The following is a 24,970-nucleotide window of genomic DNA, read 5'->3' as shown; positions in this document are numbered from 1 at the left end:
TATTCAAAACAAGTGGAGTATTAAAAAAATGAATCAATTAATTGCTATTGAAAATGTTATTATTCGTCAAAATAAGCAGGGGTTGTATTGCTTAAACGATCTTCATCGAGCATCAGGACAACTAAATAAAAATCGCCCATCTTTGTGGCTTGAAAATAAACAAGCCCAAGAATTAATACAAGAAATAACTGAAGAATTTGTCAAAGCAGGAATTCCTGCTTTGGAAGTGGTGCATGGTGGTATTGAGCGAGGAACATACGCTTGTAAAGAGCTTGTTTATGCCTATGCAATGTGGATTAGTCCCACATTTAATCTAAAGGTTATTCGTACATTTGATTCTGTTGTAGCTAGAAAATCATCAGAAGTGGATAAGGTTAATATTGGATTGATGATTTTAGAATCTGCATCTAGAACTTTAAATTTATCTAATTCGGCCAAATTAAAAGGGTACCAAGAATTACAAAAATATTCAGGTGTACCCTGTCTATTACCTAATTATGCAATAGATGCACCAAGTGACTCAGTTGATGGTTCTAGCCGTGTATCTTTTTCATTAACGCATTTATTACAAAAATATGAAGTTCCATTAAAAACGACCGTGGCTTATGCGATATTGAAAGATTTAGGCATTGTTGAGCGCAATAAACGTAAGAGTGTTAAAACAGGTGAAGAAAAAGAGTTTTGGTCAATCACTGCGTATGGATTGTTATATGGTAAAAATCTCACCCCACCGAATAACCCTAGAGAAACACAGCCTCATTTTTATGATAGTAGATTTAAAGAATTACTAAAGTTAATGCAAAACGCTAAAGTGGCATAATGAAAGCAATACTTACTCCATATTGCCAACCAGAACTTGGACTAGTCATTCTCAAACCTGGTGCAGAGTTATTAAAAAAAATGTGCACAGGTAATCGTATTATTATTTCTCAAAGCGGTGAGGAACACGCGGGTATTAAATCGGGTATTATTCAAGATGAACAACCGTTATTAAATAATAAATATATCGATCCATTTATATTACATGACACAGTAGTTGATAAACTAAAAAATCTATATAACTTTGATTATTGGTTAAATCAACGATATAAATGCCAGTTAGAAGATGGTGAATATTGTCATCATGAATTAGTGAATGAAAAAGTTGGCAATTCAGCTATTCGTGTGTGCTGGCATCACAATAAAGATTTAGTTATTGATGATAATGTGAAAACGCTAGCAAAGCGCAACTTAAAACAATTTCTAATCGAATGTGTTATAAACCAGTTAAAACACGATAGTAACCATCAATTATCAATTCAAGAATTAGCTTGGTGGGCTGTAATCAATCAACTACATGAACTCATACCTGAGAATATGACCAGATTACTGCATAATAGACCAATTGAAGAGATAAAGTCTGTTTACAAAGAATCTGATTTAGTCGCTAGTGATGATCGCTCAAAACCTAGATTACAAAATGAAATAAATAACACACACCAACATCTACAAGTATTATCTAAACCAGTTAAGAAAATAGTGGTAGATCATGAGTCACCCGAATCATTCATGTTAAGGCCAAAATTAAAACGCTGGGAATGTGAAAAATATACCCAATGGGTAAAAACTCAACCGTGTGTATGCTGTGGTAAACAAGCTGATGATCCTCACCATATAATCGGTTATGGACAAGGCAAGATGGGAGGAAAGGCTCATGATATCTTTACTTTACCACTATGCAGAATTCATCATAACGAGTTGCATAAGAACGCCGAAGAGTGGGAACAAAAGCACGGTTCACAGATATTATTGTTAATTCAATTTTTGGATCGTGTTTTTGGGATGAGTGTTATTTTTTAGTCTATTTTGTGTCGGTTTTATCTTGAGGCTGATTTTTAGTATTTCTGCTAGATGATTTTTGGCCAGTAATAAAAACAGCTACAATACTAACCACTAAAGTACAAGCAACAGTAACCGCACCGCTAGTTGAACCAATAAATGCTAAAAAGACACAAAATAGAAGTATTAAAACCAGAGAAATAAGAGCAAATATTTGACCTCGTGAGGCTAATGTATGCTCACTGCTATCTCTTCTTTTGGTTGCATCAATTCTATGGTTCTGTTCTTTTTCTGCCATCGCTATAATTCTATTGGCAGCCCAGGACATGTTCTATCATATTCTTGCAAATCTTCTGATGAGGGAAGTGGACCGACGTGCGTCTTACTTACCATGATTTGTTGTATTTTTTTCCTTTCAGATAAAGGTATATTTTCCAAAACCTCAGGAGTTAGTTCAAGCAAAGAATCCGATTTTATCTGTTCGGACTCCTTAGCTACAACGTCTTTATGGTTTTGTTGGTTATTTTGTTTTTTCTTTTTGGTGTTCACTGGCTATACCTTTATAAAGATAACTTCCAACATTGGTCCAATCAGAACTCATATTGCATACATCTTTTTCATATGACGGCAAATCAGAATAAACCGCTGTTACAGGGCTAAATGTTAATAAGCCACCAAAAGCCGTAGCTACAATAGTATATAATTTAGTGTGTTTCATTCTACTCTCCTCACAAAAAATTCGAGTAATTACAGACAACGATAATTTTTAGCCGCAAAATTATATTTTATAAATATTCTTTGATCAAGTTAACATTACTAATAAATAAAATCAACTATATACAATTTTATTAATTAAACATAACGCAGTAATATGTTATTGCCATATGTCCAATAAACTAAGCCCGAAAGGGATTAATTTAAAATAAAAATGCTGTTATTTATTATCGCTTCTGCACATTCTACACCAACTCTGATTAGTTGCGCCAGAAGGCAAAGTTCTGTAGCCAAATTTTTCTTCTAATTCAACTGCTGTTTTTGCTGTGGTTTTTTTACAGTGTGGGCATGTATGGGGGAGTTTTATTGTGCCAACCATTTTATTCTCCTTAGATTTAATATTTTTATGTAATAGTCTATAAACAATCTAAACTTAGTACCATAATTTTATTATGGTTTTGTGATTAACATCAAAAATTTTAAGTACCTCAAATATTTCTTTTTAGACATCTAGATGTTAAGATGTCTAATTGTGGAGTTTGAGCAATAAACAGAGTGCAGACTGTTTTTGTGAAAGTCCTCTCTATAATTTTACGGAGAGTATATGAAGAGAGATATTAAACAAGTCCTTGTCGCATGGGCTAATGTTAGACGTAGTATGAGAACGGGTTTAGAATACCCTTACAAATCCCCATCAATACTTAACAATAATAATGGCTTTGATTCTCGCCCATTACTAAGTGAAGATGAAGCTGAAATAGTTGATAAAGCTATTTTATGCTTATCAAAAATAGATACTATTTCTTATTCTATTCTTAAATCAATTTATATCAATCAACAGTCTTGTCGTCAATTAGCTAAAAATATACATAAAAGTAAAGATTTTGTTTGTGACAAATTAAAGATGGCTGAAATTTATGTGTTCGCTATGTAACTACCCCCTAAAATAGTACAGCAAAAAAGTAGAAATTCTCTATGATAAAAGTAAAGGGGATTTAATTATGAAAAAAATGACTGAACATCAAATCGTAGCTATTTTAAAAGAGGCTGAAGCGGATATTCCCGTTAAAGAACGGTGCCGTAAATATGGCATGGGTAATTCAACTTTCTATAAATGGCGTGATAAATACGGAGGAATGGAAACTTCAGACATCAAACGCTTAAAGGAGCCAGAGGCCGAAAACCGTAAGCTTAAACAGATGTTTGCCGAACTGAGCTTAAAATCCCGGTTTCAGGAAGAAATCATAAAAAAGCTTTAGTGCTCACAAAGGCACGTAAAACGTGGGCACAGCAACTACAACAAAATCATTCAGTTACTATTGCTATGAGTTGTGCCATTGTTGGCTTAAGCCGTTGTGCTTACTATTATCAATCTAAGTTACTGGATGATTCGGTGATTGTTTCGGTGTTGAATGCTATCACAGACCGGCATTTACGCTGGGACTTTCCTAAATTCTTTAATCGTATCAGAAAGCTGGGCCATAAATGGAACCATAAACGGGTGTATAGGGTGTATTGTGAATTAAAGCTTAATCTCAGGGTAGCGTATTCCTCCACGATGCCCGGAAAGGTTATTAGTCCCCAATAAACAAGGTGAATGTTGGTCAATGGATTTTATGAGTGACAGTAGTGGTAATCAACGTCGCTTTAGGACATTCAATGTCATCGATGACTTTAATCGTGAGGCGCTAGGCATTGATATTGCAGTAAGCTTACCGGCAGGGAGAATTACCCGTTATTTAGATAAACTGGCAGAATATCATGGGTATCCATTAAAAATACGGGTCGATAATGGGCCAGAATTTACAGGAAATACGTTTATTAACTGGGCAAAATAACATGGTATAACTATAGAGTACATCAACCCCGGTAGCCCTTATCAAAATGGCTATATTGAACGATTTAATCGTACCTATCGTACTGAAGTACTCGATTTATATCTTTTTAACAATTTAGCACAAGCAAGGAGAATAACCGAAGAATGGTTAACGATTTATAATACCGAAAGACCGCATGAGGCATTAAATAACATGACACCGATTGAGTATAAAACATTAAAACAAGTAGCTTAATTTTCTACATGAGTTGTGTACTAAGTTTGGGGGTATTTACAGCGATTACATCCAGATATTTATATGGATGAGTTATTAGTTGGAATGCGTACTATTAATCAAGTTTTAGCGCATATTATGAAAAAACTTGATATTTATGATGAATTTAAATTAGATACATCTGAATTGTATGTTAAGTAAAAATTTATTTATAAATTTAACTTAATGCGGATGGCAAAGGACTAAGTGGTGGAGCTGGCGGGAGTTGAACCCGCGTCCGAAATCTCTACATCCTCGGTACTACATGCGTAGTTTGTTTTTGAATTTCATCTACCCGCTGCGAACAAACACGCCACTGATAAACTAGCTTGATTAAGTTTAATGCTTCCGCCCCAAGCAAGGCTTCCACACGATCTCGTTTGGGTTTGACTCCTCTTGATCCCCGTCCTACGAGCGGAGGCTAGGGAGAGAAGGCTCTATACAGGTTATTAAGCTGCTAGTGCGTAGTTTTCGTCGTTTGCGACTATTTTTTTGCGGTTTATTTACGAGGCCTACCGCACCTCGGCATGCACCTTGGGTTTCGCAAATCCCGTCGAATCCAGAATCAGCCCCAATTGTGAATTGTACCTAAGCACAATATCAGGGCATTATAGGTGAATTCAAGATGGAATACAAGTTAGGCAATATCTGAGTTAGCCGGATTTTTGAGCGGAGTATATCGCGATCGTTTTAGGCTTGCTATTTAATCAAAATTTACCAATTTTAATTGTGTAAAAAAGTTTCAGGTAACTATGTGTTTCAGTATAAAAATAAAGTTTGTAACCGCTAAATTAGGTTTCGGAATTAATCGCGTTATTTACTGTAATTTGAGAAACGAATGTTATAAGTTATAAATAGATATAAAAAACAAAACTAACGTCAAATCACAGACAAACTCTATAGCGTTTATATCATAAAGAAAAATAACCGCCACAATGTTTCAGTCGTTTGACCATATATAACACGCTAAAAAAGTCTGATTTCAGGCTAAATTTTTTGTAAAAAATATTCAGGATTCTATACCGTTTCATGGTTATTTGAGAATTTTCAGTCTCTATTTATTAAATTGTGTAATAACCATGGTATTAATCAAACATTCATAAAACCCACCAGCCAATAAATGAATGGCAAGTTGGAAGCGATAGAGACTTTAGTGAATATGTGATATTTGCTTTTTAGGCTAAATTTTTTGTAAAAAATATTCAGGATTCTATACCGTTTTATGGTTATTTGAGAATTTTCAATCTCTATTTATTAAATTGTGTGATAACCGTGGTATCAATCAAATATTCATAAAACCTGTCTGCTAATAAATGAATAGGCAAGCTGAAAGCGATAGGTGCTTTAGTGAAGATGTGAGGTTTGCTTTTCAGGTTATATTTTTTTGTAAAAAATATTCAGGATTCTATACCGTTTCGTGAACCATTGAGACTTTGCAGTATTTATTAGATCGTGTAATAACCATGGTATCAATCAAACACTCATAAAACCTGCCAGCTAACAAATGAATGGGCAAATCGAAAGTGATAGGGACTTTTATGGTGATGTGGCATAACCACATTTTTTACAAATTAGGTATATAACACGCTAATTATTTTGTATTTTGATGAAGGTGAATGAGCAAGTTTTATAATATTTATAATTATTTTTAAATATTTTTGAAAATAATTGTTATTTAAAATCAATGTATTAATTGTTATTTGGTTAAAAGTTAAAAAATATATGAAATTAAATTGAACTTTTTGCCGTTTAATCTGTCTATATTAACAGATTACGTTTTTCATTTTTTGCCTTCCACTCGAATATTCGAGTGGATTTTTTTTGTCTTATATTTTCCCCCTCTAAAGCAATTTATTAAATCCTTTATTTATTATTAACAGTTGGCGCTAGTTTTTTTATTATTTTTGCTAGAAATAATTTGCGCTTATATAGGCAGAAAGATAGTATTGCTAAAATTTTAGTTATTTAAATAGCTCCTTTTTATTCGTTATCAAGCTTTTTCAAAAAATTGTTTAAAACTATTTTGAGTATCATTATTTTTAATAATAAATTAGGCAATAATTTGTGCTTGGGTTGCGAAATCATTATGTGAGCAGAGAGAATTATTATGTTATTTTCAAACAGGACACAAGGACACTTAATTGCATTAATGACAGTGTTTCTTTGGGGAACAACATTTATTGCAACTAAAATATTATTAATTGATTTTAAACCTGTTGAGATCTTGTTTTTTCGATTTGGACTTGGTTATCTAACTCTTTGGATCTTAGCACCACGTTTTTTTGCATGGCAGGGTTTTAAAAAAGAGGTTATGTTTTTGTGTGCTGGGCTGTGTGGTGTCACTTGTTATTTTTTGTGCGAAAATATTGCATTAACCTATACAACAGCGTCTAATGTTGGGGTTATTACTACTTTAGCACCAATATTTACTGCGATATTATCGATATTCTTTTTAAAGATCGAAACGCCGCCGAAGCGTTTTTATATTGGTTGTTTATTTGCCGTTGTTGGTGTTGGGATCATTAGCTTTAATGGCAAGTTTGTTCTTTCGCTCAATCCACTTGGTGATCTGCTAACTATGTTAGCTTGTTTGTTTTGGGCTTGCTATTCAATTTTGGTAAAAAAGAGTAGTAATTATGGTTACAATACAATCTTATTAACAAGAAGATTCTTTTTTTATGGTCTGATGTTGATGCTTCCTGTATTGCCTTTCTTCGATTTTGAATGGCATTTGTCTCGTTTTACCGATCCTGTAAATCTACTCAATATTTTGTTTTTGGGTGTTGGCGCTTCGGCCATTTGTTTTGCATCTTGGAATTATGCCGTTAAATTAGTAGGAGCAGTTAAGATTAGTATTTATTTATATTTGGTTCCGATTCTTACTATTATCGCTGCCGTTGTGATTTTGCATGAGCCGTTTACTTGGATTGCCGCTATTGGGACATTGTTTACGCTTTGTGGCGTGTTATTATCAGAAGGTAAAGTTAGAGTAAGAAGAAAATAATTTCTTTTATGAGTAATAAGTGAATATGAAAAAGGAGCATTAGCTTCTTTTTTTTAATAATTTTAAAGATTTTTATATCCGTTATCGAATGATGGTACTGTGTTTATTAATTTATAATAACTCATCTGAATATTTATAATTCAGGCAAGTGTCCTTTCCTATATAGTTGATCAGTAAATCTAAATCTTGTATTAAAAGTTATCATTTTATAATAGTCTTGACTTAATTGGTTATTAATGGAACATTATCGTACAATCGCCATACGATATGCTAAGCTAGTGACAACTTTGCTAGCACTGTTTTTTTGCGAATTATAATGTGGATAAATATATAAGGAACATTATTATGAATTCAAAAGGTCAGACTTTAAAAAAGAAGGATGAAACTCGACCAATTAGACAGCTAATTTTACGTAGTAAGCCATTTTTTGATACGTGTAGATTATGTTCTTGTAATGATTTACCTTTGATATTAAAAAATCATTTCATCTCTTTTAAATCCATTTTATTTTTGTATTGTTGTATAGGCATTAATCATCCTTTATTTGCTCAGTTACCTAATGTTGAACCCGCAAAAACCGCAAAAGCAATACAAGGTTCGGCGCCTTATTTAACGTTTGATGGTGGGCAAACCCAATCATGGGATACGGATAGATTTTTAGATATCGAGCTACCTGATGGTCAGGTGCTAACCCCAAAAAACAATCCCTCATCTAAAGCCAATCCGATACCATTGCTACGTGATGGTATAAAACTTAGTGATATTAAAACGCTTATTCCAACGGGTCAAAATACTATTTCAATGACCGATTTACTGAATAATAATGGTTTTTGGGCCGATAAAGATGGTGATGGCGATATTACCGCAACGGGGAATTTAACCATTATTGGTCGAGATGCCAATGGTGCCGAAATGGGATTAGATGATACCTTTCAGGATTGCAATGCGCCATATAGTGTAACAATGCAGAGTGATAATAGTATTTTGTCAACAGCTTATGGCTACCCAAATTCAATTCGAATAGCGGCTAATAGCGCCACTTATTACCTAAATCCTCCAAAAGGCGCTTGTACTTATTCTGCCAAGCCTAACTTATATTTAAGTAATAGTCGAAATAGTTGGGGTGGGTCGAATTATTCAGGGCCACCGAGCGAATGGGACGATGCAAAAGGCTTTAAACGTCAAGATTTAAATAATCCGGCATCAAACTTTCCAACCATGGGGGCATATGGGCTATTTTTTACCATGGATATGGTTGATAGCTTAGGCAGTGAGATGACGTTTGACAAGTCACCAGCAACATCGGGCATTGATTTAACTATAACGGGCAATGGCAGTATTGCCAAGATTCGATTAGTCGGGCCCAAAGAGGGGGCTAGCGCCGCTGAGGCAGCAACCGCACTGCCGACGACCTTTTTCTTGTATTCCGATAAAGCCAAAACTAATAAAGTATATAGTTTTACCATCAAAAAATGGTTTATCGCAAGAAAGGATTATAGTGGTAGCAATCGTAGTTATGCTCAGGCTGAACAATACTGTAATCAGTTGGGTTATCAAATACCTACAGTTGATCAACTGACTAATGCTAATTCTCAATATTGGAATCAAGGTTTAGCAGGTCAGGGTAATAATTATCAACGTCGTATTGGTGGAGGGCTATTTTCAGAATGGGGAGAACCGAGTGGATACTATCTTGGCAATAATTTTGAAGGTGGTACACCTTATTGGACTCAAAATACATATAAACCTCCATTCGAACCTCTTTATAATCTTCTCGTATACTCCAGTACGGGAAGTGCTGGCATTTGGCTGTATGGAAACACAGTTTGTGTCAATTAAATTAGCGATATTATATTATGAATAATAAAATAAATAAGCATAAACAGAGTGTGATTCAAGCCATACAAGTTTTTGTTAAACAAAAATTAGCTAATGACTTTTCTGGTCATGATATGGCGCATATTGAGCGCGTGGTGAGATTGGCCGAGCAGATTTTAAAGCATGAACCAAAAGCGAATGGCTTTATTGTGATTGTTAGTGCTTATTTACATGACGTGATTGATGAAAAAGTGGTTGCTGATGTGAATCAAGCTGTCATGGAGTTGCGTGATTATTTAATATTACAGGCATTAACCGAGAGTGAAATTAAAATGATCTTTGACATTATTGAAAATATGTCATATCGAAAAAATCTTAATCAGAAAAAAACATTATCATTAGAAGGGCAAATTGTGCAAGATGCTGATCGGTTAGATGCATTGGGAGCAATTGGTATTGCTCGCACCTTTTATTATGGCGGCAATAAACATCATATTATGTACGATCCTGATATTTCACCACGAACTGCATTGAATGAAGATAATTATAAACAAGGCAATACCGTCATTAATCATTTTTATGAAAAACTTTTTTTGCTTAAAGATAAGATGAATACCCCAATAGCTAAAAAGCTCGCTGAGCAACGGCATCATTTTTTGGTTCAGTTTGTAAATCAGTTTGAAAAAGAGTGGCTAGGTAAGGATTAATTACTCGCTGTTTTATTTTTATAAACGGTAAAGTGTGGGCAATAATTTTGGCGACTGTAAAACGGATTTTAAACTATCTGGCGCAACGCTCTCTGACTAGAGAGCGCTTTTTACGATTAAAACGGTATTGGTGCACCAACAATCCATAGCACAATAGGTAATGTGATTAAGCTTAATAATGTACTAACTAAGGTTGCACTTGATACCAGTTCTGGATGAGTATCAAACTGTACTGACATGAGAGTTGTATTGGCGGCACTTGGCATGGCCGCTAATACGATTAATATTTGCTTATAAACTGGCAAAATAGGCATAAAATAGACTATGCCAAATGCGACTAGCGGTGAAATGATCATTCGGGTTAGTAATGAAAATGAAAGTTTAGGATAATCCAGTTGTTGGATCTTGATTTTGGCTAATTGCATTCCCAAAATAATCATAATGACAACGATTGAACAATCGCCAATCATGCCAATGGATGTCATTATGGATTTGGACAAAGGAATATGGCACAGTTGAAAAAGCATACCTAATAAAGCGCCATAAGCTACCGGCATGCGGATAACTTTATTGATGACATCTTTTTGGCTGACAATATCGCTACGCGCACTGCCTTTTGCTGCATAATAGATGCCAACTGTGCTCATTACAAATTGTTGCAATACCATCATAATCACGCCAAGGTCAAATCCTACTGTGCCAAAAAAGACTAACAGTACTGGAGTCCCATAATTACCATTATTCATAAAACATGAACTTAAAATCATGGCACAGCGCTCTTTGGCTGAATATTTCAGTATCATAGACCAAATGGAGATGATAATGACTAATGAAAAACAGAGACCGAAAACATAACCGATATAAAATAGATAATCTATAGTTAATGTATGCGTATAAAATGTTTTAAATGCCAAAAAGGGAGATAGCACATAAAGTGACATTTTCGATAGATTAGCAACATCAAAATTTAAGGCTTTTTGTGCGATAAATCCGACAATAAAAATAGCAAAAATGGGAAACAAAATAATAAAAAATTGCATAAGCGATGTCTTTAATTTGATTAATTAGTTCATTGAATCAATGGTAGTTACGATAAATTCTCGTAATTGATTACAGGTAGTGTCATCCAGTGCATTGTTGTATTTATCTGTTAAGATAAATAAATCTTCAATATGTTCACCAATAGTGGCAATTTTAGCACTCCGTAATGATAAATCTAAATTAGCAAATATCTCGCCGACACAAGCAAGTAAGCCAGGCATGTCTAATGCAATGAGCTCCATATACGTTTGCCTCTCATTGAAAGCGGATAAAAAATTGACTTGTGTTGGTACAGAAAAAGATTGCAATCTTTTCTTTGGTGGTTTAATTGTCACTCCTTGATAAACGGGGTGGTGTAGTGCTTTTTCCAGTGCTTTTATAATACCTTGGTGCCGATCTTCTTGCACTGTTTGCCCATTTGGTTCAAGTACAATAAATGTATCAAGGGCAAATCCTTTTTTATTGGTAATAATGAGTGCATCATGAATAGTTAAATTATGCATACTGAGTGTATTACAAACAGTTGCAAATAGATAAGGTCTATCAGGCGAATAAATAAAAATCTCACTGCCACCATGATATGGATTTGGATTGATTAACACTAAGGTTTGCGTTAAATCATGATGTAATAAATTTTGAGCATGTATAACAATTTGTTCCGTTGTATACCGCAGAAAATAGTCAACTCGGCAGTCTTGCCAAAGATTCTTGATTTGCCATTCATCGTAATTTTGTTTGAGTAAAGTCGCGAGTGCTTCTTGTTTGTGTTGCCTTGCAATACTTCGTTGCTCTGGAATTTGGTGGATACCTGAATCAAAAGATCGCATTGCGGTAAAATAAAGTTCACGCATTAAGCTTTGTTTCCAGCTATTCCAAAGTGTTTCGTTGGTTGCACAAACATCGGCAATAGTTAAACAGAGCAAATACTGTAAGCGACGCTTACTTTTTACTTGTTGAATAAATTCTCGAATCACTGCGGGATCTTGCAAATCGCGACTTTGTGCGGTTACCGACATCAGTAAGTGATAGCGTACTAACCAAATAATTAAATCGGTATCTTTGGCATCTAGCTGGTGTAATTGACAAAATTTTTCAACGAGCTGTGCGCCTATTTCAGAATGATCACCATGTCGTCCTTTACCTATATCATGAAATAAACCCGTGATAATAAGTAGTTCAGGTTTGGATAATTTCGCAAATACGGTTGAACTATTAGGATGCTTTTGTTTGCCGCTATCTGTTTTTAGGTTATCTAATTCAATTAGCAACCGAATGGTATGTTCATCAACGGTATAAGCATGAAAAAGATCAAATTGCATCATGCCAGCGATATGCTTCCAGTCTGGAATATATGCGGCTAATATGCCATATTGATGCATGGGTAAAATGGCTTTTTTTATTGCATCAGGGTGTTTGATAATCCTCATAAAAATTTGCCGAGATTTAGGATCTTCACATAGCAAAGCTTTTAATTTTCTTCTTGCTGAACGTAACTGCCTAATGGTGTTTGAATAAAGCCCTGTAATTTGTGGATTAAGCAAAATGGTATAAAAAAGCTGCATAATCATGACAGGATCTTTTTTAAAGAGGTTATCATCTTTTATATCAATTAGACTTTCTCTAATTTGGAAATATTCATCAATATCATAAGGTTTATTTTTGGGGGTATGCTCAAGTATCGATTCATAAAACAGTTGTAATAACATCTGATTGAGTTCAGTAATATTGTGAGCGACACGGTAGTAGTCGTGCATCATTTTTTCTACTGGTGTGTTACCTTCACCTTTGTAACCTAACATATTGGCAATGCTAAGCTGCCGATCAAAAAGCAAGCGGTTATCATAACGAGCGATAACGCAGTGCAACGCAAAACGCATTCGCCATAAAAATTTACGGCACGTTTTGAAGTCTTCAATATCTTCAGGGGTTAAATAATTGAAGTCAGCCATTTTTTGTAAAAATTCACCCCCAAAATGGCGAATGGCGATCCATTGGATTATCTGCATATCGCGCAATCCGCCTGGACTATTTTTCAAATCAGGCTCTAGATTATAAGAGGTACTGTGATACTGCTGGTGGCGATCTTGTTGTTCTTTAATTTTTGCTTTATAAAAAGCTCGAGAAGGCCATATTTTTTTGCTAAAAATTTGCTTGCGTAGTTCATCTAGCAGTAATTGATTGCCTGAAATAAGTCGCGATTCAATCAAATTGGTCATTATGGTGATGTCATTTTTTGCTTCTTGTAGGCAAATTCTTAATGTTCTAACACTGTGTCCTATATCTAAATGTAAATCCCATAACAAGCGAACCAAATCACCGATCTGTTTTTCAATCTCTTTAGTCAATGGGTAGTCACTTAAAATCAAAATATCGATATCTGACAATGGATGTAATTCAGCTCGACCATAGCCACCAACGGCAACCAAAGCGATGCGATTGCGTTTAAAGAAAGAAGAAACATGTTTAGGAATTTGGTAAAAATACCATAAACGTTGAAGTAAACGATCAATAAATTGGCTGCGCAAATGCACTAATATATCAATATCTGTTTGTTGCTTGAATTGAGCCATTGACCATTGCTGAAATTCATCAAGTTGCTGTTTAAGGTAGCTAACATTTATCTGATCATCACTAAAATCAAGGGGGGAGATAGGGTAATACACATGCGTTTTAGTCATAGCCATATTATTAAGTCAAGACAATTCAATAGCCATATCGTTACTCGATTTTAAATGACTGTCAAGCTACAGTTGGCAGAAAGCAAAGTATTAGATAATGATATTAATCCTAAAAAAGGAACAATGATTTGTTCCTTTTGTTAAAAAGTTTCAGGAAAGTATGCGTTTGAGTATAAAATTATAATGTAAAATCACTTAAATCATTTTCATTTATTTCAGAATCAATTTGCCCAACTAAATACGAGCTCATTTCGGCTTCTTGCGGGGCAACTTGAACATTATCTGACACTAACCAGTTATTGATCCAAGGAATTGGGTTGGACTTGACTTCAAAGGGTAATTTTAGCCCGACTGCTTGCATACGAATATTAGTAATATACTCGACATATTGGCATAATATATCTTTATTTAAACCAATCATTGAACCGCCTTCAAACAGATATTCGGCCCACTCTTTTTCTTGATTGGCGGCTTGTAAAAATAGATCATAACAATCTTGTTCGCACTCTTTGGCAATATCGGCCATTTCAGGATCGTCTTCACCACTACGAAGTGTGTTTATCATAAACTGTGTACCGGTTAAATGTAGTGCTTCATCGCGCGCAATTAGTTTAATAATTTTTGCGTTACCTTCCATTAGTTCTCGTTCAGCAAAGGCAAATGAGCAGGCAAAACTGACATAAAAGCGAATGGCCTCAAGCGCATTGACACTCATTAAGCATAGATAAAGTTTCTTTTTGAGTTCACGTAAATTAATGGAAACAGTGCGATTATTGATGTCGTGCTTACCTTCGCCAAATAAATTATAGTAACTTGCATAGCTAATAAGGTCATCGTAGTAACCTGCAATGTCGCCAGCACGTTTTTGAATTTCTTTATTGGTGACAATATCATCAAAAACGACTGATGGGTCATTAACAATATTACGAATAATATGAGTATAAGAACGTGAGTGAATGGTTTCGGAAAACGACCAAGTTTCTACCCAGGTTTCGAGTTCCGGTATTGATATCAAGGGTAGCAATGCAACATTGGGACTACGTCCTTGAATTGAATCGAGTAATGTTTGATATTTTAAATTACTAATAAAAATATGTTTTTCATGTTCAGGAAGGTGTGAGTAATCAATACGATCTTGTGATATGTCTACTTCTTCTGGGCGCCAGAAAAAGGACAGCTGTTTTTCAATTAATTTTTCAAACATCTCATATTTTTGCTGATCATAACGAGCAACATTTACCGATTGTCCAAGAAACATCGGCTCTTTGAGTTGATCATTATGCACATGCGAGAAAGTACTGTAATTCATACTCATAAAAGAACTCCTACTAATTTATCGTTGTTTTTACCGCTACCTTCCGACAGTGTAAAAGTTAAATTAAATGGGGGAAGTGGTTTGTTGCCCCCATACAAACTGAGTTTTAGCGTGTAGCTATTATTTTGTTTTAACAATGGCAACTAAATCTTACAAGCGCCACCTTCACAACCATCATCGTTTTTCGTCAGTGCTATATCGCCTTGAATATCTTCAGCACCATCGCGTGTATTGTGATAATAAAGTGTTTTTACACCAAATTTATAAGCATTTAATAAATCAGCCAATAACTGCTTCATTGGGACTTTGTCATTTGGGAATTTAGTCGGATCATAATTAGTATTTGCTGAAATTGATTGATCGATAAATTTCTGCATGATACCTACTAATTGTAAATAACCTGTATTATTAGGGATTTGCCAGAGTAATTCGTAGAAGTTTTTCAGATTATTATAATCTGGAACAACTTGTTTTAAGATACCATCTTTTGAAGCTTTAACACTAATAAAGCCTCGAGGTGGTTCAATGCCATTTGTTGCATTGGATATTTGTGAAGAAGTTTCTGATGGCATTAATGCCGATAAAGTTGAATTACGTAGCCCATGGGCTTTGATAGATTCTCGTAATGATTCCCAATCATAATGTAAAGGTTCTTTTGTAATAGTATCTAAATCTTTTTTGTAAGTATCGATTGGTAAAATGCCCTGAGCATAAGTTGTTTCGTTAAATAGTGGGCATGCACCCTTTTCTTTAGCAAGATTATTAGAGGCTTTTAACAAGTAATATTGCATGGCTTCAAAAGTACGATGCGTTAAATTATTAGCGCTACCATCAGAATATTTAACGCCATTTTTGGCTAAATAATAAGCATAGTTAATAACGCCAACGCCTAATGTGCGACGATTGATTGAAGAGTTTCGAGCAGCAGGAACAGGGTAATTTTGGTAATCCAGTAGCGAATCAAGCGCACGTACCGTTAAGTCAGCAAGTTCTTCAAAGTCATCTAATGATTCGATTTGACCAAGGTTAAAGGCTGACAACGTACAAAGTGCAATTTCACCTTTTTCATCATTGACATTATTAAGTGGCTTTGTTGGTAGCGCAATTTCCATACATAAATTAGATTGATGAACTGGCGCTAATTGAGCATTAAATGGGCTGTGGGTATTACAGTGATCAACATTTTGGATATAAATACGCCCAGTTGATGCGCGTTCTTGCATTAATAGTGCAAAGAGTTCAACCGCTTTCACAACTCGTTTGCGAATATTTATATCTTGTTCATATTGGTGATAAAGCGTTTCAAATTTATCTTGATCGGCAAAGAAAGCATCATAAAGTCCTGGCACATCTGATGGGCTAAATAAAGTAATATTTTCGTTTTTGATTAACCGTTGATACATTAATTTATTAATTTGCACCCCATAATCTAAATGGCGAACACGATTTTCTTCGACTCCACGGTTATTACGTAAAACTAATAAGCTTTCGACTTCTAAATGCCAAAGAGGATAGAAGACGGTTGCAGCCCCACCACGTACACCACCTTGCGAACAAGATTTAACGGCAGTTTGAAAGTATTTATAAAATGGAATACAACCAGTATGAAAGGCCTCTCCATCGCGAATTGAACTACCTAAAGCACGAATTCGCCCTGCATTTATTCCAATGCCTGCCCGTTGTGATACATATTTTACAATAGCGCTTGCAGTTGCGTTGATTGAATCTAAGCTATCATCACACTCAATTAATACACAGGAACTAAATTGACGAGTAGGGGTGCGCACACCTGCCATAATAGGGGTGGGCAGTGAAATCTTAAAGGTAGATACTGCATCATAAAAGCGTTTTATATAGCTAAGGCGTGTTTCTTTTGGGTAGTTGGCAAATAAACAGGCTGCGACTAGAACATATAAAAATTGTGCACTTTCATAAATTTCGCCAGTAACACGATTTTGTACTAAATACTTTCCTTCAAGCTGTTTGACCGCAGCATAGGAAAACGACATGTCTCGCCAGTGATCGATAATTTTATCCATTTGTTCAAATTCTTCTTGGGTATAATCTTCAAGTAGATGTTTATCGTAACGTTCACTGTCGACCAATTTTTTAACATGTTCGTATAGTGATGGAGGCGTAAATTGGTTATAGGCTTTTTTACGTAAATGAAAAATGGCCAAACGCGCTGCTAAATATTGATAATCTGGAGCATCTTGCGAGATAAGATCGGCAGCTGCACGGATGATTGTCTCATGAATATCCGATGTTCGAATTCCGTCATAAAATTGAATATGTGAACGTAATTCAACTTGAGAAACCGAAACATTTTCCAAACCTTCAGCTGCCCACGTAATAACACGGTGAATTTTATCAAGGTTAATTGGTTCTTTATTGCCATCACGTTTTGTAACTAGTATAGATTTATTCATTCTTTTAAGCCTAATCTTAAAGTATATTTTCATTTATAATAATTGATATTTATCAAAATATACAATATATGGTACCTATTAATTTATTAACTACTAGATGTAGTATTATTTATTAATCATATTCTGAAAAGAAATAAAACAAATTTACTTTTATTTATATAAAAAAGTATATTTTTATCATCAAAATTGATTAACGTAGGGAAATAAAATTATGAAATAGAAAATCTACCTATTATAGGTAGATATTTTGGATAGTTTACTTGAAAGTGTCTATTTTATTGCAATACATACTCCATTTTTGTGTTCCTTTTCTGGGCGGCAGTGGTATTTAGCGTTGTAAGGATGTAAATCACAGTACTCTTTTTTATCGGGATCATACACCCAGATACGTTTAAATGACGAAAGTTGGCTAGAAGCGGCCGCCCAAGAATTAGGGTAGGCTTTTTGATTTGGATCTCCCCATTCACCTAATAACGATCCTATCTCTCGAGTAAATTTGGCTGAACCGGCGTTATTTCCAAATGGAGCATTACTTAATTCATCTGCTTTACTTATACGATAATTACCATTTAGTGTTTTGCATCCTAAAACAATTTCTTCTGCTTTACCTCTATTGGCTTTTGGTTTACCAATAAAATTTTTATCCCAGTCAGCAAACCATTTGGTAATGGTAAATGGATATTGAATAATATTGCCTGTAACTTTATTTTTTCCTTGAATAATAATGGTATATCCGTTATCAGATTGCATAACATGCTGCCAAGCTCTTTCAGTATCCATTGCTTCAGCTGTATTAAACATGACGGTGACTATATTGGCATTGCTAGAAATAGTGACAAGTTCATTTCCTTTAACGATCTGCCAATCATAATTTTTAGCAAGCCCATTTTTGGCTAATAAAAGGTCAAATTTAGCACCATAAAAAGCGGTTGTAGGGAAGTTTTCATTGGCGTTAACATTAGATTGAGTTAAGAATCCATAGTTTTTGTTCCATTGATATTTTGTACTTGTTTCTGCTTGTGAAGGTGCGAGCTCAGGTTTTGCATAACAAATGCCTGAGTCTTGTAATACAGTATAAATTTTAGATGGGTGCGTGATAATATCTTCATTTGGATATTCATTAGCATTGGGAATACCATACTTTGAAAATAGTGTTAAATCAGCCGATATTTTTACTTTATATGGACCTACTTGTCCTTTTGTTGCCAATGAGCAGAAGGTATCGCTATCTGAGGGTATAAATTCAACTAATTGATTAGAACCATTTGTATAATACCAAATCATTTTTAGATTTTCTTTTGTATCAAGTGTATCTAGCTCATCGCCATCAGTATCTAAATATTGGGTGCTACTGGGTTGTTTTAATGGTGCTACTTTGATTCTATTTTTAAATGAGTTGCTAATGGGTACTGACATATTACTTATTTCATTGCCATAGTAATTCTTATCATCAACGGTTAAGCCGAAAAGATCAAAGTCATCAATACTTGCTTCGATGGTAGATGAAAATTTTGGTTTAGTTCCTTGAATTATCTGTATTGTATTGGTCGATAAAACCGCATAGCTTGTGGTTGTGATCTGTAGTAGTCCTATTAAATATGTAATTGTTTTTAAATGTTTTCTAGTTATATTCATTGTTATTTTATTTCCATTATTAATTATCTTTATTTAAAAACAATCATCGTGATGACAATCAAGGTTCTTAGTTTAAAGTTTATATTAAATCTTGTTTAGGGTAGGCGCTTTATTGGATATAAACAAATCGTTTAATTCGTTCAATGCGGGGGGGAATAATAGTTAATATCAATAAATAGATGTTTTATTAATGGATAAAAACTTGTATTGGTTAATGATTAACATAAAATATTATCAGTTAGAATTAGAATATAGCTGAAGTTTTTCTAGACGTTTATGATTATGTTTTTCGCTAAATGATTATAACCCAATTTGATGCCAATATTTCTTTTGATTTAAATATTGGCCGGTTTTTAAGTAATAATATAGAAAATAATATATTAATGAAATCATGAATAAAAAGATCTACCTATTATTTTAAGCAGATCTTTTAGAAAGTTTAATTGAAATTACTTATTTTATGGCAACACAGACCGCATTTTTATGCTCTTTTTCTTTATCACGACAGTGATATTTTGCATTGTAAGGGTGATAGTCGCAATAGTCTTGCTCATTGGTATCCCAGACCCAAATACGTTGAAAAGAGTCGCTTTGATGTTTTTTACCAGAAGTTTTTGCTGCCCAAGAATTAGGATAAGCATCTTGAGAAGGATCTCCCCATTCACCTAATAATTTGCCAATCTCTCGAGTGTATACGGCATGGCCTTTTTTACCAAGCTGTGCATTACTTAATTCATTTGCGTAACTAATTCGATAACGACCCGATAATGATTGGCATCCAGCAACTACCTCTTTTACATCGCCCTTACTAGCCATATCTGTGCCATGAGTTTGTATATCCCAGCCAGTAAACCATTTGGTAATTTTAAATGGGTATTGAATAATATTGCCTGAGGTTTTATTTCTCCCTTGAATGATAACTGTATATCCGTCACCCGATTTCATAACATGTTGCCAAGCGGTTCCGTTTTTCAATGCTTGGGAAGTATTAAATTTGACGGTAACAAAATTTTCATTGTGAGAAATAGTGACAAGTTCACTTCCTTTCACAATTGTCCAATCGTAATTGTTAGCAATCCCTTTTTTGGCTAATAAAAGGTCAAATTTAGCACCATAAAAAGCGGTCGTTGGAAAGTTTTTACTTGGATCAACAATAGATTGAACTAAAAATCCATTATTTGAATCCCATTGTTGTGCGCTACTTGCCGTTGCCTCTTTCGGGGTTAGTTCTGGTTTTGCGTAACAAATTGGTGACTCAGAAATTATTGTATAAGTTTTAGATGGGTGTTGAATGATGTTTTCATTTGGATATTCATTTGAATTGGGAATACCATATTTTGACGATAATATTAAATCAGCCGATATTTTTACTTTGTAAGGAGGATATTTTTCAGTTTTTGCTAATGAACAAAAAGTATCACTTTTGTTAGGCGTAAATTCAACTAATTGATTTGATGAGTTTGTATAATACCATGTTATATTAGGGGATTTTTTTGTATTAAGGATGTCTAATTCATCGCCATCAATATCTAAAAATTGACTATCATCAGGTTGTTTTAATGGTGCAACGCGAATACGGTTTGCAAATGGATAGCTAACAGGAATTGGCATTTTATTTACTTCGTCGCCATAGTAATTTTTACCATCAACAGTTAAACCAAAAAGTTCAAAATCTTCAATGCTGTTTTCAATAGCATCGGAAAGTTTTGGTCTATTTCCCTCAATTGTAAGGGTACTTTTTGTAGACAAAACAGCATGGCTTATTGTTGAGAACTGTAATAAGCATAAAACATATATAATTGTTTTAATAGGGTTTTTGTTAAGATTCATTGTTTGTTTATCTTCCATATTAATCATTTTCGTTTAAAATTAACTATATTGACTTTAATCAAAAAAGTTTTTTATATTTGTATATAAACATATATATAACGTTAAATAGAATAGGCAATTTTGGGGATAGAAACAAATAGTTTAATTCAATAGATTTGTATAAAAATATATTGTAATACCTATCGATAATGGTTAATTGAACTACAAAAGGGATTCTAATATGTAGAATTTGTTTTATTATATTTAGTAACTAATGGTTTTTTTTGATTTTTTGTTAATGTGCTTTTATATTGATATTGCAACTGCCACCTAACATAGTTCATCAAAAAGTAGAGAATTATTTATGATAATAAATAAAAGAGTATTTAGCGCTAACAAAATGGTTTCGCATTAAATTTTATCACTATTAAAAAATACGCAAGTCAACATTCCAGTGAAAGAGTTTTACTAACATGTTTTGATCGTATCAAAAAGCTCAGCTATAAATGGCGTTATGAAAGTGTGTATTGGGGTATATTGTCAATTACAGCTTAATGTCAGAATAAAGTATAAAAATATATTCCATAGAGAAGTCTAGATACGTTGTTAGAACTCAATCAACAAGGTAAAATGCAGGGCAATTAATTTTATGAGTGACAGCAGTGGAAAATGCAGTGCATTTAGAATCTTTAATGTGATAGATGATTTTAATTGTGAGGCATTAGGCATGTTTGCCTTCACTTTTACCTTAGCAGTGATATTTAACTTGATAAGTGTGTGGGTCACAGAATTCTTGTTCAACAGTATCATATAACCAAATATGTTGATAACTATGATTTTGTTTATTTTGTCCAGTAAGTTTTGCTACCTAAGAATTCGGGTAAGCTTCTGGAGAAGAATTACCCCATTGACTTAATAATGTACTTATCTATTGGGTGAATGTTACCTCATCTTTTACCCATTGGCGCATGACTTACTTCATTTGTATACATTATCGATGGTTGTTTGATAACACTATTATTCAGGTAGTGATTAATAAACAAAATTCCATATTTAAAAGCTAAAATTAAATGACCAGATATTTTTATGTTATATGGATAGTACTTTCCTTCTTTTGCTAGTGCACAGAATGTACCGGAATTGGCATCATACCAAGTTATTTTAGCGGGAGATTGTATAGCAAGATACCCTAATTCATCCCCATCGATATATTGTTCTAAATTTGGTGTTATTGTCATTTTATGTTTAAATGGATAAGGAAATGATAGGGGCATTTTTGCTACTTGATTGCCGTAATAATTTTTACCATCAATAGTCAATCTAAAAAATTCGAAGTATTCTATATTTTGTTCGATTTCTGTTGATAACGAAGGAAGATTACTTTGAATTTCTTTAGCGGTTCGAACTGTTAGATATGCATGACTTATAGTGCAAAAAAGAAATGGAATGACTGCACATATCATTTTATTAACGTTTTTTGGGGTTATGATTTTATTCATATTGCTTCTTTTTACTACCTACTACTTATTTCTATTTTACTTAAAACTATCTGTTACGCATTTACCGTAAATTTTGATTTAAAGTACTGATTCTATGAAATGAATAATTTGATATAAATAATAGCATAAACAAATTAATGGTTATATGTACAATAGGGTTTTACTATTAATCATTTAGTTAGGATTTTAATGATTTTTGTTTCTGATTCAATTTAGTTATTTTGGAAAAAATAACTAAATTATCTCTGATTAAATTACAAACAAAAACATGTCATAAATCTAGCTCTTTTTTAAGATTTGTAGCGTTGGATGGCGCTGGTGCGGTTTTGTTCTTCTATCCATGCTAATTTATCAGCATAATTTTTTTCTGCGCCTCGTGTTGTTGGGCGGTAATATTTTGTATTAGCCATTTCTGGTGGAAAGTAATTTTCTCCTGCAGCGAAAGCATTAGGTTCATCATGAGCGTAACGATATTGAGCACCATAACCTAAATTTTTCATTAATTTTGTTGGTGCGTTACGTAAGTGTTCTGGAACATCATAATCTGGTTTAGATTGTGCATCGGCCATTGCTTGTTTAAAAGCAAGGTAAACCGCATTGCTTTTTGGGGCGCAAGCAAGGTAGATAATAGCTTGTGCAATTGCGCGTTCTCCTTCAGCTGGACCAACTCGGGTAAAACAGTCCCATGCGGCTAGTGCAACTTGCATCGCTCTTGGATCGGCATTACCGACATCTTCTGAGGCGATAGCTAATAACCGACGAGCGACATAAAGGGGATCGCCACCGGCCGAGATAATCCTAGCATACCAATAAAGTGCAGCATCGGGTGCTGAGCCTCGAATCGATTTGTGGACAGCTGAAATTAAATCATAAAAACGGTCACCTTGGTTATCAAACCTAGCGCTGCGTTCACCCATTACCTCCTTGAGTAGTTCAGGGGATAGATCTTGACCATCGGACATGTCAACCAATAGCTCAAGTGTATTAAGCGCACGCCTTGCATCCCCGCCTACAAATTCAGCAATCTGTTTTTTGGTTTCTTCGGGCAGCAGAATATTTCGGTTACCGTAACCACGGTCGGGATCGTCCATTGCCTGTTGTAAAATCTGTTCAATGTCGTAGTTGGTTAATGATTTAAGCAGATAAACTCGTGCGCGCGATAGTAAGGCGGAATTGAGTTCAAATGATGGGTTTTCGGTCGTAGCGCCAATAAATGTTATGGTACCGTTTTCAACATAGGGTAAAAAGGCATCTTGTTGACTTTTGTTAAAGCGATGAACTTCGTCAACAAATAAAATAGTGCGAATGCCAGCTTGTTGATTAATTTTAGCGCGTTCAATCGCTTCGCGAATGTCTTTTATACCAGATGTAACGGCAGACACTCGTTCAACTTTTGCATTGGCATGGTGGGCAATAATTTCTGCTAATGTTGTTTTGCCGGTGCCTGGTGGTCCCCAAAGAATCATTGAGTGCAAATTACCAGCTTCAATGGCTTTTGGTAATGGCTTGTTGTTACCTAGCAAGTGGGCTTGCCCTATATATTCAGATAAGGTTCGAGGACGCATTTTCGCTGCTAATGGTTTAAACTCATCAGTGGTAAATTCAAAAGACATACTTGGCATGGTAGGTCATTATCCAAATTGATAAATTGAATCTATTATATACTCGTTATTTAATAAGTGAAAAAAGAAAAGAAAATATCTTTTCCCATTAGAATAAAAACGTTAATATTTTGAACTAATTTAGTTATTGGACTTTATTATTTAGTGGTTAGATGAAAAGTAAGGATTGGGCATGAACAAGTGTTTATTGTTAATTGGATTATTGGTGAGCTTATCAGTATGGGCTGGTGATAAAGAAGTATTACAACAACGTTTAGATAAAATTGAAGGGTTTTATGCTAGGTTTTCTCAAAATGTGAAAACAGCCGATAATCAAGTTGTGCAAGACGGTAAAGGCGATTTATGGGTCAGCAGACCTTACTACTTTAATTGGACAATGAACGAGCCTGATGAAACCTCAATTATTTCTGATGGAAAAAATATGTGGGTGTATATGCCAGCGGTTGAGCAAGTAAGTGTGATGGACTTAAAAAAAGCAATTGATAACCGATTAATGCTATTGATTACTGATAGCCATAATCCAATTTGGAATGCTTATAACGTTACACGTAAGCAAGATTCATTTGCACTTAAAGCGACTGATGGTTCTAATCAAGACTTTGTTATTTCGGTTTTACCAACAGGAATGATCTCAAATTTTACGATAGTTGAAGAAGACGGTCAGCGTAGCTTTTACGAATTATCTCATCAAGTGCTAGGTAAAGTAGAACTGAATAAATTTAAATTTACTCCGCCAGCAGGTGTAACAATTGATGATCAACGTTAGTTGATTTTCTTTTGCTCAAATTTAA

The 24,970-nt window shown here is 34.3% G+C and carries 22 protein-coding genes and 1 other RNA gene; 10 read left to right on the top strand and 13 right to left on the bottom strand.

All coding sequences use genetic code 11. The features are described from left to right. Positions 1–28 precede the first annotated feature (28 nt). Both BQ5209_RS09455 and BQ5209_RS09450 read left to right on the top strand, forming a co-directional pair. The gene (locus BQ5209_RS09455) at positions 29–820 is read left to right on the top strand and encodes a KilA-N domain-containing protein (RefSeq protein WP_085248433.1); all 792 of its coding nucleotides are present in this window, start codon (positions 29–31) and stop codon (positions 818–820) included. Continuing rightward, entirely contained in the window at positions 820–1,839 is a 1,020-nt protein-coding gene (locus tag BQ5209_RS09450) for a DUF968 domain-containing protein (RefSeq protein ID WP_085248431.1), read from the top strand. Before BQ5209_RS09455 ends, BQ5209_RS09450 begins: the two co-directional genes overlap by 1 nt. A 1-nt stretch (position 1,840) precedes the next feature. Here BQ5209_RS09450 and BQ5209_RS09445 read toward each other — a convergent pair whose 3' ends face one another. From BQ5209_RS09445 to BQ5209_RS10720, 4 genes are all read right to left on the bottom strand, one after another. Beyond that, positions 1,841–2,116, bottom strand: coding sequence for a hypothetical protein (locus BQ5209_RS09445; protein ID WP_085248429.1), 276 nt, complete (start codon positions 2,114–2,116; stop codon positions 1,841–1,843). Between the two features lie 2 nt (positions 2,117–2,118). Next, positions 2,119–2,367, bottom strand: a complete 249-nt coding sequence (locus BQ5209_RS09440) for a hypothetical protein (RefSeq protein WP_085248427.1) — start codon at positions 2,365–2,367, stop codon at positions 2,119–2,121. After that, a complete protein-coding gene (locus BQ5209_RS09435; protein ID WP_085248425.1) occupies positions 2,339–2,536 on the bottom strand; it encodes a hypothetical protein in 198 nt (65 codons plus the stop codon). Before BQ5209_RS09435 ends, BQ5209_RS09440 begins: the two co-directional genes overlap by 29 nt. Before the next feature lie 216 nt (positions 2,537–2,752). Continuing rightward, positions 2,753–2,911 (bottom strand): hypothetical protein, encoded by a 159-nt coding sequence (locus BQ5209_RS10720; RefSeq protein ID WP_167370341.1) that lies wholly within the window; start codon positions 2,909–2,911, stop codon positions 2,753–2,755. Positions 2,912–3,136: 225 nt separating this feature from the next. Here BQ5209_RS10720 and BQ5209_RS09430 point away from each other — a divergent pair, with 225 nt between their 5' ends. The 4 genes from BQ5209_RS09430 to BQ5209_RS11055 all read left to right on the top strand — a co-directional run bounded on the left by BQ5209_RS09430 (position 3,137) and on the right by BQ5209_RS11055 (position 4,604). Further along, the gene (locus BQ5209_RS09430; RefSeq protein ID WP_085248423.1) at positions 3,137–3,466 is read left to right on the top strand and encodes an antiterminator Q family protein; all 330 of its coding nucleotides are present in this window, start codon (positions 3,137–3,139) and stop codon (positions 3,464–3,466) included. 67 nt (positions 3,467–3,533) lie between these two features. Continuing rightward, positions 3,534–3,791 carry a transposase gene (locus BQ5209_RS11065; RefSeq protein WP_370737837.1) on the top strand — a complete coding sequence of 86 codons (258 nt, stop codon included), beginning with the start codon at positions 3,534–3,536 and terminating at the stop codon, positions 3,789–3,791. Positions 3,792–4,079: 288 nt separating this feature from the next. Further along, entirely contained in the window at positions 4,080–4,370 is a 291-nt protein-coding gene (locus BQ5209_RS11060) for a DDE-type integrase/transposase/recombinase (RefSeq protein WP_370737840.1), read from the top strand. A gap of 6 nt (positions 4,371–4,376) precedes the next feature. After that, complete coding sequence (locus BQ5209_RS11055) at positions 4,377–4,604, top strand: integrase core domain-containing protein (RefSeq protein ID WP_370737839.1); 228 nt, start codon at positions 4,377–4,379, stop codon at positions 4,602–4,604. Between the two features lie 226 nt (positions 4,605–4,830). Here the strand turns inward: BQ5209_RS11055 and ssrA are convergent. Further along, positions 4,831–5,195, bottom strand: a transfer-messenger RNA (tmRNA) gene (gene ssrA, locus BQ5209_RS09420). Between the two features lie 1,534 nt (positions 5,196–6,729). Here ssrA and BQ5209_RS09415 point away from each other — a divergent pair. The 3 genes from BQ5209_RS09415 (at position 6,730) to BQ5209_RS09405 (ending at position 10,151) form a co-directional block, all read left to right on the top strand. Then, positions 6,730–7,626: a DMT family transporter gene (locus BQ5209_RS09415; protein ID WP_085248421.1), complete on the top strand. Its 897-nt coding sequence runs from the start codon at positions 6,730–6,732 to the stop codon at positions 7,624–7,626. A gap of 345 nt (positions 7,627–7,971) precedes the next feature. Continuing rightward, the gene (locus tag BQ5209_RS09410) at positions 7,972–9,465 is read left to right on the top strand and encodes a hypothetical protein (protein WP_085248419.1); all 1,494 of its coding nucleotides are present in this window, start codon (positions 7,972–7,974) and stop codon (positions 9,463–9,465) included. 17 nt (positions 9,466–9,482) lie between these two features. Further along, the gene (locus tag BQ5209_RS09405) at positions 9,483–10,151 is read left to right on the top strand and encodes an HD domain-containing protein (protein ID WP_085248417.1); all 669 of its coding nucleotides are present in this window, start codon (positions 9,483–9,485) and stop codon (positions 10,149–10,151) included. 116 nt (positions 10,152–10,267) lie between these two features. On the opposite strand, the gene BQ5209_RS09400 is transcribed toward BQ5209_RS09405, so the two are convergent. The 8 genes from BQ5209_RS09400 to BQ5209_RS09365 form a co-directional block, all read right to left on the bottom strand. Beyond that, complete coding sequence (locus tag BQ5209_RS09400; RefSeq protein ID WP_085248415.1) at positions 10,268–11,191, bottom strand: AEC family transporter; 924 nt, start codon at positions 11,189–11,191, stop codon at positions 10,268–10,270. A gap of 24 nt (positions 11,192–11,215) precedes the next feature. After that, the gene (gene glnD / locus BQ5209_RS09395) at positions 11,216–13,876 is read right to left on the bottom strand and encodes a bifunctional uridylyltransferase/uridylyl-removing protein GlnD (RefSeq protein WP_085248413.1); all 2,661 of its coding nucleotides are present in this window, start codon (positions 13,874–13,876) and stop codon (positions 11,216–11,218) included. A 172-nt stretch (positions 13,877–14,048) separates the two neighbouring features. Continuing rightward, the gene (gene nrdB / locus BQ5209_RS09390) at positions 14,049–15,179 is read right to left on the bottom strand and encodes a class Ia ribonucleoside-diphosphate reductase subunit beta (protein WP_085248553.1); all 1,131 of its coding nucleotides are present in this window, start codon (positions 15,177–15,179) and stop codon (positions 14,049–14,051) included. Between the two features lie 149 nt (positions 15,180–15,328). Then, positions 15,329–17,614, bottom strand: a complete 2,286-nt coding sequence (nrdA, locus tag BQ5209_RS09385) for a class 1a ribonucleoside-diphosphate reductase subunit alpha (protein ID WP_085248411.1) — start codon at positions 17,612–17,614, stop codon at positions 15,329–15,331. Between the two features lie 270 nt (positions 17,615–17,884). Continuing rightward, positions 17,885–19,249 (bottom strand): hypothetical protein, encoded by a 1,365-nt coding sequence (locus tag BQ5209_RS09380; RefSeq protein WP_085248409.1) that lies wholly within the window; start codon positions 19,247–19,249, stop codon positions 17,885–17,887. A 453-nt stretch (positions 19,250–19,702) separates the two neighbouring features. After that, the gene (locus tag BQ5209_RS09375; protein ID WP_143421902.1) at positions 19,703–20,998 is read right to left on the bottom strand and encodes a hypothetical protein; all 1,296 of its coding nucleotides are present in this window, start codon (positions 20,996–20,998) and stop codon (positions 19,703–19,705) included. A 1,007-nt stretch (positions 20,999–22,005) separates the two neighbouring features. After that, positions 22,006–22,557 carry a hypothetical protein gene (locus tag BQ5209_RS09370; protein WP_085248405.1) on the bottom strand — a complete coding sequence of 184 codons (552 nt, stop codon included), beginning with the start codon at positions 22,555–22,557 and terminating at the stop codon, positions 22,006–22,008. A 290-nt stretch (positions 22,558–22,847) separates the two neighbouring features. Further along, the gene (locus BQ5209_RS09365) at positions 22,848–24,179 is read right to left on the bottom strand and encodes a replication-associated recombination protein A (protein WP_085248403.1); all 1,332 of its coding nucleotides are present in this window, start codon (positions 24,177–24,179) and stop codon (positions 22,848–22,850) included. 172 nt (positions 24,180–24,351) lie between these two features. Between BQ5209_RS09365 and lolA the strand changes: the two genes are divergently transcribed. Continuing rightward, a complete protein-coding gene (gene lolA, locus BQ5209_RS09360; RefSeq protein WP_085248401.1) occupies positions 24,352–24,945 on the top strand; it encodes an outer membrane lipoprotein periplasmic chaperone LolA in 594 nt (197 codons plus the stop codon). The last annotated feature ends 25 nt before the right edge of the window (positions 24,946–24,970 follow it).

This window comes from Gilliamella mensalis (assembly GCF_900103085.1).
Lineage (GTDB): Bacteria > Pseudomonadota > Gammaproteobacteria > Enterobacterales > Orbaceae > Gilliamella > Gilliamella mensalis.
The sequence above is the reverse complement of the archived record's forward strand: the minus strand, read 5'-3'. Positions and strand labels throughout refer to the sequence as shown.

What these genes read in the sequence shown, in the direction of transcription:
- BQ5209_RS09455 (WP_085248433.1), top strand. Translation starts at nt 29, where the DNA reads ATGAATCAATTAATTGCTATTGAAAATGTTATTATTCGTCAAAATAAG.
- BQ5209_RS09450 (WP_085248431.1), top strand. Translation starts at nt 820, where the DNA reads ATGAAAGCAATACTTACTCCATATTGCCAACCAGAACTTGGACTAGTC.
- BQ5209_RS09445 (WP_085248429.1), bottom strand. Translation starts at nt 2,116, where the DNA reads ATGGCAGAAAAAGAACAGAACCATAGAATTGATGCAACCAAAAGAAGA.
- BQ5209_RS09435 (WP_085248425.1), bottom strand. Translation starts at nt 2,536, where the DNA reads ATGAAACACACTAAATTATATACTATTGTAGCTACGGCTTTTGGTGGC.
- BQ5209_RS10720 (WP_167370341.1), bottom strand. Translation starts at nt 2,911, where the DNA reads ATGGTTGGCACAATAAAACTCCCCCATACATGCCCACACTGTAAAAAA.
- BQ5209_RS09430 (WP_085248423.1), top strand. Translation starts at nt 3,137, where the DNA reads ATGAAGAGAGATATTAAACAAGTCCTTGTCGCATGGGCTAATGTTAGA.
- BQ5209_RS11065 (WP_370737837.1), top strand. Translation starts at nt 3,534, where the DNA reads ATGAAAAAAATGACTGAACATCAAATCGTAGCTATTTTAAAAGAGGCT.
- BQ5209_RS09415 (WP_085248421.1), top strand. Translation starts at nt 6,730, where the DNA reads ATGTTATTTTCAAACAGGACACAAGGACACTTAATTGCATTAATGACA.
- BQ5209_RS09410 (WP_085248419.1), top strand. Translation starts at nt 7,972, where the DNA reads ATGAATTCAAAAGGTCAGACTTTAAAAAAGAAGGATGAAACTCGACCA.
- BQ5209_RS09405 (WP_085248417.1), top strand. Translation starts at nt 9,483, where the DNA reads ATGAATAATAAAATAAATAAGCATAAACAGAGTGTGATTCAAGCCATA.
- BQ5209_RS09400 (WP_085248415.1), bottom strand. Translation starts at nt 11,191, where the DNA reads ATGCAATTTTTTATTATTTTGTTTCCCATTTTTGCTATTTTTATTGTC.
- glnD (WP_085248413.1), bottom strand. Translation starts at nt 13,876, where the DNA reads ATGGCTATGACTAAAACGCATGTGTATTACCCTATCTCCCCCCTTGAT.
- nrdB (WP_085248553.1), bottom strand. Translation starts at nt 15,179, where the DNA reads ATGAATTACAGTACTTTCTCGCATGTGCATAATGATCAACTCAAAGAG.
- nrdA (WP_085248411.1), bottom strand. Translation starts at nt 17,614, where the DNA reads ATGAATAAATCTATACTAGTTACAAAACGTGATGGCAATAAAGAACCA.
- BQ5209_RS09380 (WP_085248409.1), bottom strand. Translation starts at nt 19,249, where the DNA reads ATGAATATAACTAGAAAACATTTAAAAACAATTACATATTTAATAGGA.
- BQ5209_RS09370 (WP_085248405.1), bottom strand. Translation starts at nt 22,557, where the DNA reads ATGAATAAAATCATAACCCCAAAAAACGTTAATAAAATGATATGTGCA.
- BQ5209_RS09365 (WP_085248403.1), bottom strand. Translation starts at nt 24,179, where the DNA reads ATGCCAAGTATGTCTTTTGAATTTACCACTGATGAGTTTAAACCATTA.
- lolA (WP_085248401.1), top strand. Translation starts at nt 24,352, where the DNA reads ATGAACAAGTGTTTATTGTTAATTGGATTATTGGTGAGCTTATCAGTA.